The following is a 14,635-nucleotide window of genomic DNA, read 5'->3' as shown; positions in this document are numbered from 1 at the left end:
CCAAAAGCGTTGTCAGCGGGCACTGCCATCGATGGAAATCAATCGCCCAGGAACACCAACTACAGTTGCACCGGACGGCACATCCTTAATAATTACACTATTAGCGCCAATTTTTGCTCCATCACCGACAACTATCGATCCAAGTATCTTTGCTCCTGATCCGATTACGACATTATCCCCAACAATAGGTTGCTGATTTACAGATGACTCTGTATCCTTATTCCCGAGAGTTACACCATTTAAAATCTTGCAATTTTCACCTATAACAACTGCGCTCCCTATCACTATGTCATGCCCATGCATTATTACTAAGCCAGGCCCTATTTTTGATCTCAGGGAAATATCGCTAGCATATACAATACGAATGAGGTATTCAAAGAACACCCGAATCAACTCCCCCCCCAGCGGAAGCTTTGACGCAAACACGCCAATCCTATAAAGAGCAACTAGGTGAAACGAATGACTGACCAATACAATTTTCAAATTTCTCAGCGCGCCGCCGTTATTGCTGAAACGCAAAAGATCACTATGAATATTTGAGAAAAATTTCATTTCGAGAACCTCAATTGACGAATGACCTTCATACTACGGTAAAGCCTAACGACCGAAGAGGGGCGAAAAGTCAACACATAGACCTTAAAAAAATCCCACGCCGTTCCTCTACGATTCTTGAGATCACTGATAAAATATGTCAAAACTGCGGTATTTATTTGAGCTTTATACTGCGGATATTTTTTCGCAAAGAATAAAAAGGTTTTGCACAACAACAATCTTGTTTTATTACTACCTGAAGACATGCCAACTCCAGCCCGATAGACGCCAAGAGGAACATCGCAAGCGTAACATCCTACGCCATCGGCAACTTGTTCGACGTTGGCAAAATAATCTAGGACTTCAAAATTCGCCACACTGAATTCCCGGACAGTTCTTCGGTACATTTTTGAGCTATTCGGCCCCACTGCAATAAATTGCAAAATTGCAGCTCGATCGAATTCCATGTCATACAAATATCCCCCGTTCTCAAAAGCATCCGGGGATGTCTGAGTGGATGTCTCTAACCGCCCGCCTGGCAACTCAGCTCTCATCCTATGCCAGACGATATTGCAACGTGGATGCTTGTCCAAAAAGTCAGCCTGCGCCTGGAGCTTATTATTATAATAATAGTCATCACCATCAACGTGCGCTATATAATCCCCTACCGCCTGACCATGAACGAATAAATAGTTATTACCTGCCCCCATATTCTTTTCATGTAAAAAAACCTTGAATGTATCCGGGTAGCGCTCACGAAATTCTTTTACAATCTCCGGCGTACGATCACTTGACGCATCGTCACTAACCAGCACTTCATATTCAAAGTCAACCACCTGATCAGCCAGACTTTGCAAACATTGACCAATATATTTTTCTTGATTGTACGTCACGACACAAACAGATACTTTTTTGTTAGCCATCAATAATTACTCTTTTAAAACGAGCGACAACCATCTGCCTAATTTGGCTGGCGCTTAATATCGCTGACAACAAAGCCAGCGCACTAACAACAAAAAGAAAACCAATCAGTTGCAGTCGATTCTCGAAATCAAGCGGGAACCAGGCCAGCGGAGCAAGCAACAGTGCCGGAGCAGCAAAGATCTTTAGACAATCATTGAAAAGCCAGTTTAAATGCAGTCCTGGCTCAAGCCTGCCATGAACAAATGCCACCCAAATTAGAACATAAATAGCATTTACACTTAGCCATACATATCCAGCCCCGACAGTCCCAAAATTTTTCACGGCAATAATTATAGCAGGCAGCAAAACGAGCACCATTCCGACGCTACCAATGAGGTGATACTTAAGTTGCCCACGAGCATACTGCAAGTAATATGGAAATGCGCCAATCGCGAGAATGCCGTTCCCAAGAGCGTATAAACTAAGAATCGGAGCGGCATTGCTAGAAAGTTCAGCATCCGCTGTCCAAGCCATTAGCAGTGGTTTCGCACAGTAGAAAATGGTGACGGAGGCTGCCCCTGCCAGAACAGCCACACTTTGGGTGGCCATTCGATATAGTGAAAGGAGTTGTTGATGCTCCTCTTGCGCATACAAGCGTGCCATTCTAGGCAGGAGGGCTGTGCTTATCGGCCCGCTGATAATCATTATTCCACCGGCCACCAGCACTGCTAAAGAAAAATAGCCATAGTCCGCCAACGGGAGAATACCTGAAAGAATCAGCTTATCCGTCTGAGTCATAAGCACCCATACCGAAGATGTGAAGGCGATACTCAAGGAAAACTTAAGTAGTGGCAATACTGGCCTAAATGACCAGTTCAGGATTAGAACGCCCTCTGCGGGCCTTGGTAGCAGCTTAGTTGCCATGAGGAGCAAACCAACCATTTCAACTACAGCAACAAATAGCTGGTGAAAAAAGAACACTACAGGGCTGAATCCAAATACATAAAGACTAATAAACACGGCAAAGAATCGCAGGGAAGCGATTACCATATTGAAAATACTCAACCATACCAGTCTCTCTGAACCGCTGATGACACCTCGGTAGACCCCCCCCATCCATCGCAAGGATACGCAAACAACCATAATTTTTATAGACAAAACTACAGTATTGGGATCGAGTTGATTGATGTTCAGCCAACCCATGGCGATCTTTTCAGCTACAAGCCATAAAAGCCCTCCCCCCAGCACTGCAATAACCACAAAGACTGTAGTCAACGCTCTAAAAAGTCGACGAAAATCAAGGGCACTAATCGCCCCGCCGTTATATCGGGCTGCCTCTCGACTGATCGTAGGGGTCAAACCAAGATCCAGAAGTGCAAACCATGCTTGAAGCATGGCAAAAAATCCGATTAATCCATACGCCTCGGCCCCCATGTATTTCACATACAAGGGCAAAATTAGTATACCTATCGCAGCCACGTAAATCTGGCTGATATAGTTAGCAACAATATTCTGCTTCAATGCCACGATGCATAGGCCCTTATCACGATTATTCTAGACGTGATCTATAACACGCAAACCATTTTATTTCTGGAACCCTCTGACAACACCGACCTAAAGCCAAACTTTTCATAAAGCTTTATCGCAGCACAGTTATCAATATCTACCTCCAATTGGCAGGTATGAAATCCCCGCGAGCGGGATAGCGAAAACACCCCCCCCAACAAAGCACTAGCAACCTTCTGCCCTCTGAAGTCTGGCGCCACAAGCAAAAGCGTTATGAATGCCTGCTTCCCGCGCTGATCATTGCAGTAAAAAGCCACAAAACCCGCACACTGCCCGTTTATAGAATGGGTCAAAAACTCAGCGCTTTTCTTTATTTTATTCAAATATTCATCTACCGAGACCCCTTGAATGAAACGACCGCATTGTGCAACTTGCTCCGCCTTAACCAGCCAATCTATCTCATCCATATTAGATCCCATTTATTTTTTAGGTCAAAATAAGTGACCCACACTCCTCAAAGGAATTAAACATCATCATGTCGAGTACTGACAACCCAGGAGTGAAGTGCTCCGAAAACTGCTTATATGCCCTTAGCGGAGCATCATTAAACCTGAGAGCAATCCCCTTTGACGAGAACTCCAGGCTATCATATAGCGACCTCCCGCCCGGTTGATTAACATAAATATCCGCACCTTCCTTTAGACAGATATCCAATACCCTACTGCTTGCTGAGAGATGCTGATTTCCATAAATAGCAGACGACTCTACAAAGTCGACCGCCAGCCCCATTCTCTCAGCACTAATTATAATACTACGCTTAGCCAGTTGAGCTATATTCTCAAACTCGTTAAAACCCAACACTTCGCGAACGCAATCAAAAGCCTTTTTGAAATTAGGGGCTTTAGAATAAGACTGTTGAATACAGGCTAAAAGCTTCCTCTCCCAAACCGCACGCGCTTGTACTTTAACCTCGTTGATTTTCAGGTTTGGACTCGCACCCGACAGCGGCACCGTGAAGTACCGAGCTTCCCCACCGACCAGCAGTCGATTCCTATTAATCCAACCACCCTTAATAAAATTAACATCATCATAAAATACAAACTTATCCACCTGCCGTATGAGACTAAAATAGCCCGCATAAGGAAACAAGTAGGGCTGCATTATCGCCAACTTCACTATCGGGCCGCCTTAACAATGGAGATAATTTCCTGTACTGAAGAGTCCTCCAGCGCCGGATAAATTGGCAAACATAGGACTTTCTCCGCCACATTAGCAGCGACCGGAAGGTTCTCCCGATTTGCGGACTTCATACCGCGATACATCGGAAAATCGCTTATTAGCGGATAAAAGTAACGACGAGAAAAAATATTATTCGCCTTGAGCTTTTCGTAAAGCTCATCGCGCGCCAATGGGTAGTCAGCCCCTACTAGAATGGGGAAGTATGAGTAGTTCGCTACCTTCTGATCCGCATCCTCAACTAGCTTAATGCCAGTCACCCCTGCCAGCCCACGACGATACTGCTGGTCTATAGATTGCCGACGACGCATAGCAGCATCAATGTGCTGCAATTGTAGCAAGCCAAATGCCGCATTGATCTCACTCATTTTCCCGTTAATACCAGGCGCAACGACTGTAAGTTCGTCAACAAACCCGAAGTTTTTTAACTGATCAATCCGCTTCTTGGTCTTGGCATCGGGGCATATGATTGCGCCACCTTCAAACGTATTGAAGACCTTGGTAGCGTGGAAGCTCAGAACGCTCAAGTCACCATGACGCAACACGCTGCCGCCCGCGTCCTCAACTCCAAATGCGTGTGCAGCGTCGTAAATAACGCGCAGATTGTAGTTGTCGGCAATACGCTGGATCGCTTGCACATCACAAGGGTTGCCATAGCAGTGTACTGGCATGATGGCGGTCGTCTGCGGCGTGATCGCCGCTTCGATCTTTTCCGGGTCCAGATTCAGTGTGTGCGGATCAATATCGGCGAACACCGGCTTTATACCATTCCACAACAAGGAATGCGCAGTGGCGACAAACGAATAGGGTGTAGTAATGACTTCGCCTGTCACACGCAGGGCCTGGAGTGCAGTCAGTAGCGCAATTGTCCCGTTATTGAATAACGCGACATGCTCAACACCTAGATACTCACAGAGCGCTAGCTCTAACTGCTGATGCATTGGCCCGCCGTTGGTGAGTATCTTGTTATCCCAAATTTTCTCCAGGTAAGGTACAAAATCTTCCAACGCTGGTAGAAATGGCTGGGTGACGTAAACTGGTTTTTCGCTCATTGCAATTCCTCGGTCAGAGACAACACGTGTTGACCGTAAAGGTTGTCCATGCTCCGTGAGCGGTACGCTCAATGTTCCGGACCACTGTCGATCCAGTTAAGCTAACTCCGCCTGGGGCCATAATCTTGATGCCGTTGAGTCGACCTTTTGTGCCTTGAAAGCGCACAAATCAAAGGAGCGATGCAATCAGCACTTTGAGCTAAGCATCTACTACTTAAGGAATTTCACATACCACGGCATGGCCTGGCTGATGCCGCTTTCGATATCAAACTTGGGCTCGTAGCCGAGCAACCGACGGGCCTTGCTGATGTCGGCCTGGGAATGCCTCACGTCACCTGCACGGAAGTCGCGGTAGACCGGCTCCCTCTTGTAGTCAACGCCATTCTCCGCGAGCGTACCACGCAACGCCGCAAACAACTGATTCAGGTCCGTTCGCCCACTGACTGCCACGTTATAGACCTGGTTGAGCGCCTGCTCATCCGTGGCTGTAGCAGCGAGGAGATTGGCCTGCACGGTATTTTCGATGTAGCAGAAATCACGACTAGTCTGACCATCACCATTAATGAAGACGTCCTCACCGTTAATCATGGCGGCGGTCCACTTGGGGATCACTGCGGCATAGGCACCATTGGGGTCCTGACGCCTGCCGAATACGTTGAAGTAGCGCAGGCCGATCGTCTTGAATCCGTACGTCCGGGCAAACACTTCGGCATACAGTTCATTGACGTACTTGGTTACCGCATAGGGAGAAAGCGGTTTGCCAATTGTATCTTCAACTTTTGGCAAACCTGGGTGGTCACCATAGGTGGAGCTGCTCGCTGCGTATGTGAAGCTCTTCACACCAGCATCACGGGCCGCCACCAGCATGTTGAGAAATCCGTCGATATTAGTGCTGTTCGTAGTGATGGGATCATTGATAGAACGAGGTACAGAGCCAAGGGCGGCCTGGTGCAAGACGTAATCCACTCCAGTGCATGCGCGCTTGCAGTCTTCTAAGTTTCGAATATCACCCTCGATGAACCTGAAAGCCGCCCACTGCTCAGCCGAGACCAAGCTTTCGACTTCGTCCAGATTACGCTGGTGACCCGTAGCGAAATTGTCCAGTCCGATGACTTTCTGGCCGAGCTTTAGCAATGTTTCGAGCAAATTCGAGCCAATGAATCCGGCAACCCCAGTCACTAGCCATGTACGCGGATGGCTGGCGAGTTCTTGATTCAATGTTTGGTAGGTATTCATGAACAAACCTCAGGAAAATGTAGAGGGAAGGGTGGCTGACATAGCTCCCTCCCCTGGGCAATTCACAGACGAAGGTCACTGGCCTCAGCAGGCAGCAGGTACTTCAAGTCGTAAAGCACATGCTCAGGCTTCCCCACCGCACGAATGCTGGCTGCGCCCATTTCCTTGAACTGTTGGTGGGCAACGGCAAGGATCACTGCATCGTAGGTGCCAGCTACCAGTTCCTGAACCGGAGTAACCCCGTACTCATGCTGTGCCTCCTCAACACTGACCCATGGATCATGAACATCTACCTGGATGTTGTAATCCTGCAATTCTTTGATGATATCCACCACTTTAGTGTTGCGCAGGTCAGGGCAGTTTTCCTTGAAGGTGAGCCCCATGATCAGTACACGGGCTCCGTCTACGTGAATGCGCTTCTTGACCATGGTCTTGACCAGCTGAGACACCACATAAGCACCCATGCCATCGTTCAGGCGGCGACCCGCAAGGATAATCTCAGGGTGATAGCCGATGCTCTGCGCTTTATGTGTAAGGTAGTACGGGTCTACGCCAATGCAGTGGCCACCCACCAAGCCTGGACGGAAAGGCAGGAAGTTCCACTTGGTCCCGGCCGCTTGCAGCACTGCCTCGGTATCAATGCCCATCTTGTTGAAAATCACTGCCAATTCGTTGATCAAGGCAATGTTAAGGTCGCGTTGGGTGTTTTCAATCACCTTGGCCGCTTCCGCCACCTTGATACTGCTGGCCTTGTGGGTGCCCGCGATGATGATTTCACGGTAGAGCGAGTCAACCAGCTCCGCGACTTCTGGCGTCGACCCCGAAGTGACTTTCTTGATAGTGGTGACACGATGCTCCTTGTCACCCGGGTTAATTCGCTCTGGACTGTAGCCAGCATAGAACTCGTGGTTGAAAAGCAAGCCAGACACTTTCTCCAGCACCGGAACGCAATCGTCTTCTGTAGCGCCTGGGTAAACCGTAGATTCGTAGATCACGATATCGCCGCGCTTAAGCACCTTTCCGATGGTTTCGGAAGCCTTGACCAGGGGCGTAAGATCGGGTTGCTTGTAATCATCGATTGGAGTAGGGACTGTCACGATGAAGACATTGCATTCCCGCAAATCCTCAATGGAGGCACTGTACTGGAGATATTCAGCCTCCAACAGCTCTGTACCACTGACCTCCAGAGTCGAATCGTGGCCGTTGCGCAATGCATCAATTCGCGTCTGATTGATGTCAAAACCAACGACAGAACGTTTCTTCCCAAACTCTACTGCCAACGGTAAGCCGACGTAACCGAGGCCAATTACTGCGAGTTTGACGTCTTTCAATGAGAACATGTGTCATCCAACCTAGTGACTAATTGAGCAATGTAGTAGAAAACCCCCTCACCCGGACCCTATTTCCGCCGAATATGATGGAAAAACGGCGTTCTGCTATGTTCAAGGTGTTAGGGGCTTACAGGTATCTGATAGGGGCTGCCATGGAACCATAGAGAACCAGTTACTAAGACCTCTCCTCTCTATGACGAGCCTCCCCTCACGTGATGTGAGCCTAATGTGCAGCAGCATCTGTGATAACCATCAATTTGCCATCATATTAGGCTGCACAACTGAAGATCATGGACCGTCCATTAAAAGTCACTGAGCCGTGCTTGGCAACGGTGCAATCACCTCAGACCCAATCACATTCTTCACCAAAATGGTCTCACGGAGCTCGTCCCGCCGGCGACTCTTCAAAGCATGGCGTAACAGCACGTAAACCATTCCAATTACCCCACCGAAAATTACGCCAAGGGAAATAAACACCGATTTCCGTGGGAAGACGGGGCTAAGCGGCTCCGTCGCCTGCTGATCGACACTGACCAGACGCAAGCCGCTCAAATCCGTATTCACCGCGTTCAAACGCGAACGTTCCGCACGCAGGACCTCCACACCCTTGATGAACAGCTCATCATTTTTACGCTGTTCAAGGGATTGCATCGTACGGTTCTGCTCCAGCATCATCAGCTCCTTACGAATCTGAGCGACTCGCGGCTCGACAAAATCGTCAGTTTTTCTCTCCCGTAGAGCCTGCTTTTCTGCCTCCAAAGCATCAGTGCCGAGAAAATACATCGGTACCTGCTGGTTGTTTATCTCCGTACGGATCACACTCCCGCCTCCTTCAGCTTCGCTATGGGCCATCGAAGATGGCGTGGAAGGGCGTTTCAATCCAAGACTACGGGCAATGGCGATGGCCTCGTCAAGTTGGGCGATGCGGTCTGCTCGGCGCAGTTTGAGTTGCACGCGCAAGGCTCGAAGCTCGTCATTGAGCTGACCACGCTTTACCTCATCATCTTCTTGCAAGGCTGCGATTTGGCTCTTCTTAGCGATATCGTACTCCGCGCGAGCAGACGCCAATTCGTCGTCAATTTCCTTGATTCGGTTTTTCACAATCACGTTAAGATCTTCAGCCACCGACTCACGTTCTTTTTGAATCGCGTATTGAACAAGTCCATTGAGGACATGATGCCCATCAATACCTTTCGGATAACGAAGATCAAGCCCAATAAAGGTGGTCAACAAGTCGGCTTTTTTGGAGTCAGGTTGGATAACCCTCAATGCACTGCGATTGAAATGCTCAAACCCTTGCTCTTCTGAACGACCTGGCGTAACAAATGCCTCCCGCAGCTCAGGATTGGTACGGAAGTACCCCAAACGTGTGTCGTACGAGTCCAGAGACGCTCCAATCCGATTGAGTGCCTGGTTTGGCGTGAGGGTGTAAACCTTTGACCGATTCAATCCATCCAGATCATTCAACGCTGCTGGGCGCAACACTGTACTCACCTGATACTCGGGCGTGAGCATGAAGGCGTATCCGCCGGCCAGTAACCCGGCTAGGCACGCCGATGCTCCAATCTGGACTTTTTTATTCCAGAGTGTCTGGAATAAGCCTAAGAGATCAATCTCATCACGATGTTGAACGGGGGAAATCTTGGGAATGCTTGTCACGGTGAAGCCTGTTCGATTTAATGAAAACAGATTCCGAAGACAAGGCCAGCACTAGCGCCGTAGGCGTTCCGCCACCTTCTGCTCAAGTAGAACTTCCCTGTCCCCGAGGACGAAGGTGGCATTGTGACACCGATTTCATGCCACGACCACCCGCCCCAGGACCGTCATCCGCCCTAGACGTTCCGCATTCGCGACATCCAGAAATGGCGAACAAGGGCCATAAATACACCCAGTCCTAGGCCCAAAACAGCGCCCAACACTACGATGATGAATTTTTTTGGCTTCACAGGCCGGTCAGGCGACTCGATAGCGCCATCCTGACGGTAGACCTGAATGACCGCGGGATCCACCTGAAGCGAACGGTAGAATGCCATTGCTTCCTGCCGTTGCCGCAGCTTGGCTATAAAGGGGTCATCAGAGGTTCGGCTACGCAGATTCTCGATTTCAGCCTCGAGAGCCTTGGAGCCGCGCATGTAGGTGATCGAGCCATCCATGCCAGCAGACAGTTCACTCGACAGGTTATTAGAGATAATTGGCGGCTTCTCCAAACCAATCGAGTGAGCAACTCGAAGCGCCTCCGTCAATTGAGCGATCCGATCCTCACGCTGCTTTCTAGCACTTTCCCGCTCAGCTCTTATCTGCTGTTCAAGGTTGTCAGCCTTCACTAATGCGTCAGCTCGCGCATCCTGGATGATTTCTTTCTTGGCGCGGTCACCTGCCATCTCCACATAGTGCACTACCCATTGAGCAGCTTGTCCCGGGTTGGGCTGACTGGAGGTTACAAAAAATCGATCTGGCGTGTCTTTGCTAACGACACCCAGACTCAGAAGGTCCCTAAATTGGTTATAAAGAGCATCCTGCGACCCTTTGCGCTTTTCTTCTGAAAGACTTGGAAGATAAACCTTTCGAAAAAACTCTCGGCGCAACGATTCTGATTGAAGGTTTCTCAGATAGACGCCATAGACATCCTTGACGGAAATTACACTCAGACCACTATTTCCCCCGCGCCCATAATTGAGCTGAGCAATATCATTCTGAGTCGGAGGCTGTACTATCACTTTTGCCTCGAAGATAGGCGTAGCCAGAAGGGCATAAGCCACGGCGAGCGCAGTCACAATTGCGCCGGTTAAAACAACCAATACTTTCTGCTTCCACAGCCCCCCTATAAGCTCAAACAGATCGATCTCTTCGTCATCCACCAAGCGCTCACGTTCACTGCGCATTTATTCTATTTTTCCTTGGGTCCGTCTGATTGCATTCGTCTCTCGAAGCCGCCCCTCAGCCCGCAAACCGCCACGGCGACCTCTCAGAGCAAGCGTAGCGGCATTTTGCCAACATGCTCACCACGCTCTTCACCTTAAACATCAATCAGTAATAGAGGGACCTCACCCGCAGAAGTTCCTCAGCAGCCGACGGACACCACGCTACCCGCCCAATGGTCATCGCGCAATTGTGACGCACACCTCTTTTTCCAGCTTTGCGAACTGCTCCCGCAAAACCCCGGCAAGCACCTGCTTGGCCTGCTGCTCTCCATGCACCAATGCCACCCGCCGCGCTGAGCACCCCGATGCGAACGCCACCAGACCCGCCTGATCGGCATGCCCCGAATAGCCACTCAACGTAATGACTTTGGCGCGGATGTCGTACATATCTCCATCCAGATCAATCTGGACAAACCCCTCTGCCCCTTCACTGGCCTGAATCACCGCCCCCGGCGTACCTTTGGCCTGGTACCCGACGAACATCACTTCATGCCGCGGATCACCGAGCATGGCCTTGAGGTAGTTGACGATCCGCCCGCCAGAGCACATGCCGTTGCCGGCAATGACTATCGCAGGGCGGCCGGTGCTCTTGAGGTAGTTGACCACCTGCTGGTGCCGGGCATGGGTATCGACACTGATCAACTGGTTGAACCCCAATGGATCACGCCCCTCGCCCAAGCGCGCGCGGGCGTCGGCATTCCAGTACTCATGCAACTGCCGATAGGCTTTGGTGATGCGCTGCGCCAAGGGCGAGTCGAGGATGATCGGCAGCTGCGACCAGTCGAGCGGGTCGTGCCCCTGACGCTTGTGCGGGCCAGACAGCAATGCCTTGCGGTGCAGAATATCTTCGATTTCGTACAGCAGCTCTTGCGTACGACCAAGGCTGAATGCCGGGATCAGAATCGTGCCGTTGTCCGCCAGGGCGCGGTCGATGGCAGCCTCCAGCTGCTGCAGTCGATCACTGCGCCCGGGATGCAGGCGGTCGCCATAGGTGCTTTCCAGTATCAGCATGTCCGCACGCTCGGGCGGCTCGACTGGGCGTAGCAGCGGGTTACATGGCGCACCCAGGTCACCGGAGAAGACCACACGGGTGTTGATCCCTTGCCTTTCGATGTCGCATTCGACATAAGCAGACCCCAGCAGATGCCCAGCGCGCTGCAGGCGAATGCGGCAACTGAGGTCCGGTTGATCGACGATTACGTGCCACTGCCCGAAGGGCACCGGGACGATCAGGCGTTCAAGAAACTCCAGGTAACGCGCGACATGGGCAGGCTGGCTGCTGATGCTCAACTTGTAGGCGTCTTCCAGTACCAGTGGCAGCAACTTGGCCGAAGGCTCGCTGCACAGGATGGGGCCGCGAAAACCTGCGGCGAGCAAGGCAGGAATGCGACCTACGTGATCGAGATGAACGTGAGTGATGACCAGGGCCTGAATACCCTGGATGTCGAAGGCGAGTGCCGCCGCCTCAGCACCAGGTGATGCATCGGCGCCCTGCTCCAGGCCGCAATCGACCAAAAGGCTGGTCGTCGCGTCGAGATGCAGCTGATGACAGGAACCGGTTACGCCTCGGGTACCACCGTGGTGAGAAAGAACGGGGAATTCCATGCTGCTTCACACTCGCCTGAATCAAAAATGAAGTGGCGTATTACTTCATGTCGTGAGGCGCGTTGACAGAGGGTGGTGACGGATTTGGGGTCGGAAAAATCCTCAATTACCGTTCAAGGCGGCTTGCCGGGCCGATGCGCGAATCTTGCGCTTGCTGCGCATCACGCCGTAAGCGCCCAGCAACGGGCCGACCGCCAGGCCGACCACCAAGGCTGCCAGCACCAGCACCGCAACCGGCATCGCGGGTGCCGACCACCCGAACAGCACGAGGGAGACTGTCTGCTGGTTCTCCAGCACGAAGAACAGCACCACAGCCGCCAACAGCAGCACGAACAACGCCGCCACGGCGCGCTTGAGGTTACGCATCAGACTGCTCCTTGATCATTCAGGTGTGTGCGTGGTCTTCTTCATTGACCCGATCACGCAGCTCCTTGCCCGGTTTGAAATGCGGAACGAACTTGCCTTCGAGCTCCACCGACTGTCCGGTCTTGGGATTACGACCTACCCGGGGGGCGCGATAGTGCAAGGAAAAACTGCCAAAACCACGGATCTCGATGCGATCGCCAGTGGCCAGGCATTGGGACATCTGTTCAAGCATGGTCTTGATTGCCAGCTCGACGTCCTTGGACGAGAGCAGCCCTTGATGGGTGACAATACGTTCGATCAGCTCCGACTTCGTCATATTTTTCCCTTCGTTATCAAGCAGCTAGATCATTGCTTAATCAGTTTGTAGCACGCTGGGAGGGATTTGAACAGGGTGGTTCTTGACTTAATAAAAAAATTCAAGAATGGGTGTGCGAGGAAATGGACCGCAGATTGGCAGGGAGGCGCTTGGCTTGAGGGGTCGTGCGGGGCAGGAGATCGAGTGCCGCCGGGTGGCGCATCGCGAGCAAGGCTCGCTCCTACGGGTGTTGCGGGACTGTTGTGGCTGGGGGACGTTGGTGATCGGAGTCGTATCGACGAGAGATTGAGCACCTTGCCCGGGCGGCGCATCGCGAGCAAGGCTCGCTCCTACGGGTGTTGCGGGACTGTTGTGGCTGGGGGACGTTGGTGATCGGAGTCGTATCGACGAGAGATTGAGCACCTTGCCCGGGTGGCGCATCGCGAGCAAGGCTCGCTCCTACGGGTGTTAAGGGACTGTTGTGGCTGGGGGACGTTTGGGATCGGAGTCGTATCGACGAGAGATTGAGCACATTGCCCGGGTGGCGCATCGCGAGCAAGGCTCGCTCCTACGGGTGTTGCGGGACTGTTGTGGCTGGCGGACGTTTGGGATCGGAGTCGTATCGACGAGAGATTGAGCACCTTGCCCGGGTGGCGCATCGCGAGCAAGGCTCGCTCCTACGGGTGTTGCGGGACTGTTGTGGCTGGGGGACGTTTGGGATCGGAGTCGTATCGACGAGAGATTGAGCACCTTGCCCGGGCGGCGCTCGATTTACGCCCCACCACAAAATTCAAACATTGCGACCACGGCACTCACGCCCCCCCCCTGCACCCAGTACCAGTATTTAACATACTGAGAATCTTTAACCATTCCGGGGTTAAATGCGCTTGGCTACGCTCAACGGGCACAAAATCGTTCAAGGAAGAAACCAGTGCCCAAACCTCATGGCTGCATGCTTCGCCGAGCAAGACACTCTGAGCCAGGCAGGCTCTATATGCTGACCACCGTCACGCATCAACGTCACCCGCTGTTCTTCAACTTCCGTTTTGCGCGCCTGGTCATTCACAACCTTCGCCATGTCGAACATAAGCAATATTGTCGATCGCTAGCCTGGGTCGTGATGCCTGACCATGTGCATTGGTTGCTTGAGTTAAGGGATGTGACGCTTAGCGCACTGATGCAACGCTTCAAATCCCGAACCAGTCACGCATTGCGCAAGGCAGGGTTAAAGGCCACGCCGGTCTGGCAAGCGGGATATCACGACCGAGCCCTGCGTCGTGATGACGATGTCTTGAAGATAGCCAGGTATATCGTCGCCAATCCGATCAGGGCTGGATTGGTTGCCAGGGTCGGCGATTATCCACATTGGGATGCGGTGTGGTTATGAGTGCATGGCTGCCGGGATGCAGCGCCTGGTAGATCGAGCGCCGCCCGCGCGGCGCATCGCGAGCAAGGCTCACTCCTACGTTTGTTTTCGGCCAGTAACGCCTGTGAAAGGCGCGCGCGACCGCCTTGTTTGTCCGACTCGATATCGTGCCGTGCGCCAAAGCGGTCGCGCGCGTATGCCACAGGCATAATTGGCCGAAAACAAACGTGGGAGCGAGCCTTGCTCGCGATGCGCCGCGCGGGCGGCGCTGGATCTACGCCACACCA

14 protein-coding genes are annotated in these 14,635 nt (G+C 51.8%); 1 reads left to right on the top strand and 13 read right to left on the bottom strand.

What is annotated here, in order from left to right; genetic code table 11:
* Positions 1 to 12: 12 nt before the first annotated feature.
* The 13 genes from IF103_RS06560 to ihfB all read right to left on the bottom strand — a co-directional run bounded on the left by IF103_RS06560 (position 13) and on the right by ihfB (position 13,003).
* Positions 13 to 552 (bottom strand): serine O-acetyltransferase, encoded by a 540-nt coding sequence (locus tag IF103_RS06560; RefSeq protein ID WP_202675953.1) that lies wholly within the window; start codon positions 550 to 552, stop codon positions 13 to 15.
* Complete coding sequence (locus IF103_RS06555; protein ID WP_202675952.1) at positions 549 to 1,454, bottom strand: glycosyltransferase family 2 protein; 906 nt, start codon at positions 1,452 to 1,454, stop codon at positions 549 to 551. Before IF103_RS06555 ends, IF103_RS06560 begins: the two co-directional genes overlap by 4 nt.
* On the bottom strand, positions 1,447 to 2,961 hold the full coding sequence (locus IF103_RS06550; RefSeq protein WP_202675951.1) for an oligosaccharide flippase family protein: 1,515 nt from the start codon (positions 2,959 to 2,961) through the stop codon (positions 1,447 to 1,449). Before IF103_RS06550 ends, IF103_RS06555 begins: the two co-directional genes overlap by 8 nt.
* A 38-nt stretch (positions 2,962 to 2,999) precedes the next feature.
* A complete protein-coding gene (locus tag IF103_RS06545; protein WP_202675950.1) occupies positions 3,000 to 3,407 on the bottom strand; it encodes a GNAT family N-acetyltransferase in 408 nt (135 codons plus the stop codon).
* Between the two features lie 19 nt (positions 3,408 to 3,426).
* Positions 3,427 to 4,101: a WbqC family protein gene (locus tag IF103_RS06540; RefSeq protein ID WP_252189430.1), complete on the bottom strand. Its 675-nt coding sequence runs from the start codon at positions 4,099 to 4,101 to the stop codon at positions 3,427 to 3,429.
* A 14-nt stretch (positions 4,102 to 4,115) separates the two neighbouring features.
* Positions 4,116 to 5,228, bottom strand: a complete 1,113-nt coding sequence (locus IF103_RS06535) for a DegT/DnrJ/EryC1/StrS family aminotransferase (protein ID WP_202675948.1) — start codon at positions 5,226 to 5,228, stop codon at positions 4,116 to 4,118.
* 210 nt (positions 5,229 to 5,438) lie between these two features.
* The gene (locus IF103_RS06530; protein ID WP_023379280.1) at positions 5,439 to 6,464 is read right to left on the bottom strand and encodes an NAD-dependent epimerase/dehydratase family protein; all 1,026 of its coding nucleotides are present in this window, start codon (positions 6,462 to 6,464) and stop codon (positions 5,439 to 5,441) included.
* A gap of 62 nt (positions 6,465 to 6,526) precedes the next feature.
* Positions 6,527 to 7,804, bottom strand: a complete 1,278-nt coding sequence (tviB, locus tag IF103_RS06525) for a Vi polysaccharide biosynthesis UDP-N-acetylglucosamine C-6 dehydrogenase TviB (protein ID WP_202675947.1) — start codon at positions 7,802 to 7,804, stop codon at positions 6,527 to 6,529.
* A 300-nt stretch (positions 7,805 to 8,104) separates the two neighbouring features.
* Complete coding sequence (locus IF103_RS06520) at positions 8,105 to 9,454, bottom strand: LPS O-antigen chain length determinant protein WzzB (protein ID WP_202675946.1); 1,350 nt, start codon at positions 9,452 to 9,454, stop codon at positions 8,105 to 8,107.
* A 173-nt stretch (positions 9,455 to 9,627) separates the two neighbouring features.
* Positions 9,628 to 10,677 (bottom strand): LPS O-antigen chain length determinant protein WzzB, encoded by a 1,050-nt coding sequence (locus IF103_RS06515; protein WP_023379276.1) that lies wholly within the window; start codon positions 10,675 to 10,677, stop codon positions 9,628 to 9,630.
* Between the two features lie 216 nt (positions 10,678 to 10,893).
* A complete protein-coding gene (locus tag IF103_RS06510; RefSeq protein ID WP_202675945.1) occupies positions 10,894 to 12,321 on the bottom strand; it encodes an MBL fold metallo-hydrolase RNA specificity domain-containing protein in 1,428 nt (475 codons plus the stop codon).
* 102 nt (positions 12,322 to 12,423) lie between these two features.
* Positions 12,424 to 12,687, bottom strand: a complete 264-nt coding sequence (locus IF103_RS06505) for a lipopolysaccharide assembly protein LapA domain-containing protein (RefSeq protein WP_023379274.1) — start codon at positions 12,685 to 12,687, stop codon at positions 12,424 to 12,426.
* A gap of 19 nt (positions 12,688 to 12,706) precedes the next feature.
* Positions 12,707 to 13,003 (bottom strand): integration host factor subunit beta, encoded by a 297-nt coding sequence (gene ihfB / locus IF103_RS06500; protein WP_023379273.1) that lies wholly within the window; start codon positions 13,001 to 13,003, stop codon positions 12,707 to 12,709.
* 910 nt (positions 13,004 to 13,913) lie between these two features.
* Between ihfB and IF103_RS06495 the strand changes: the two genes are divergently transcribed.
* Positions 13,914 to 14,369, top strand: coding sequence for an REP-associated tyrosine transposase (locus tag IF103_RS06495; RefSeq protein ID WP_023379272.1), 456 nt, complete (start codon positions 13,914 to 13,916; stop codon positions 14,367 to 14,369).
* Positions 14,370 to 14,635 lie beyond the last annotated feature (266 nt).

Source organism: Pseudomonas sp. SK2 (genome assembly GCF_016772395.1).
GTDB classification, from domain to species: domain Bacteria; phylum Pseudomonadota; class Gammaproteobacteria; order Pseudomonadales; family Pseudomonadaceae; genus Aquipseudomonas; species Aquipseudomonas taiwanensis.
The sequence above is the reverse complement of the archived record's forward strand: the minus strand, read 5'-3'. Positions and strand labels throughout refer to the sequence as shown.

Excerpts from the sequence above, each read along its gene's own strand:
- IF103_RS06560 (WP_202675953.1), bottom strand. The coding sequence starts at position 552 with ATGAAATTTTTCTCAAATATTCATAGTGATCTTTTGCGTTTCAGCAAT.
- IF103_RS06555 (WP_202675952.1), bottom strand. The coding sequence starts at position 1,454 with ATGGCTAACAAAAAAGTATCTGTTTGTGTCGTGACGTACAATCAAGAA.
- IF103_RS06545 (WP_202675950.1), bottom strand. The coding sequence starts at position 3,407 with ATGGATGAGATAGATTGGCTGGTTAAGGCGGAGCAAGTTGCACAATGC.
- IF103_RS06540 (WP_252189430.1), bottom strand. The coding sequence starts at position 4,101 with ATGCAGCCCTACTTGTTTCCTTATGCGGGCTATTTTAGTCTCATACGG.
- IF103_RS06535 (WP_202675948.1), bottom strand. The coding sequence starts at position 5,228 with ATGAGCGAAAAACCAGTTTACGTCACCCAGCCATTTCTACCAGCGTTG.
- IF103_RS06530 (WP_023379280.1), bottom strand. The coding sequence starts at position 6,464 with ATGAATACCTACCAAACATTGAATCAAGAACTCGCCAGCCATCCGCGT.
- tviB (WP_202675947.1), bottom strand. The coding sequence starts at position 7,804 with ATGTTCTCATTGAAAGACGTCAAACTCGCAGTAATTGGCCTCGGTTAC.
- IF103_RS06515 (WP_023379276.1), bottom strand. The coding sequence starts at position 10,677 with ATGCGCAGTGAACGTGAGCGCTTGGTGGATGACGAAGAGATCGATCTG.
- IF103_RS06510 (WP_202675945.1), bottom strand. The coding sequence starts at position 12,321 with ATGGAATTCCCCGTTCTTTCTCACCACGGTGGTACCCGAGGCGTAACC.
- IF103_RS06505 (WP_023379274.1), bottom strand. The coding sequence starts at position 12,687 with ATGCGTAACCTCAAGCGCGCCGTGGCGGCGTTGTTCGTGCTGCTGTTG.
- ihfB (WP_023379273.1), bottom strand. The coding sequence starts at position 13,003 with ATGACGAAGTCGGAGCTGATCGAACGTATTGTCACCCATCAAGGGCTG.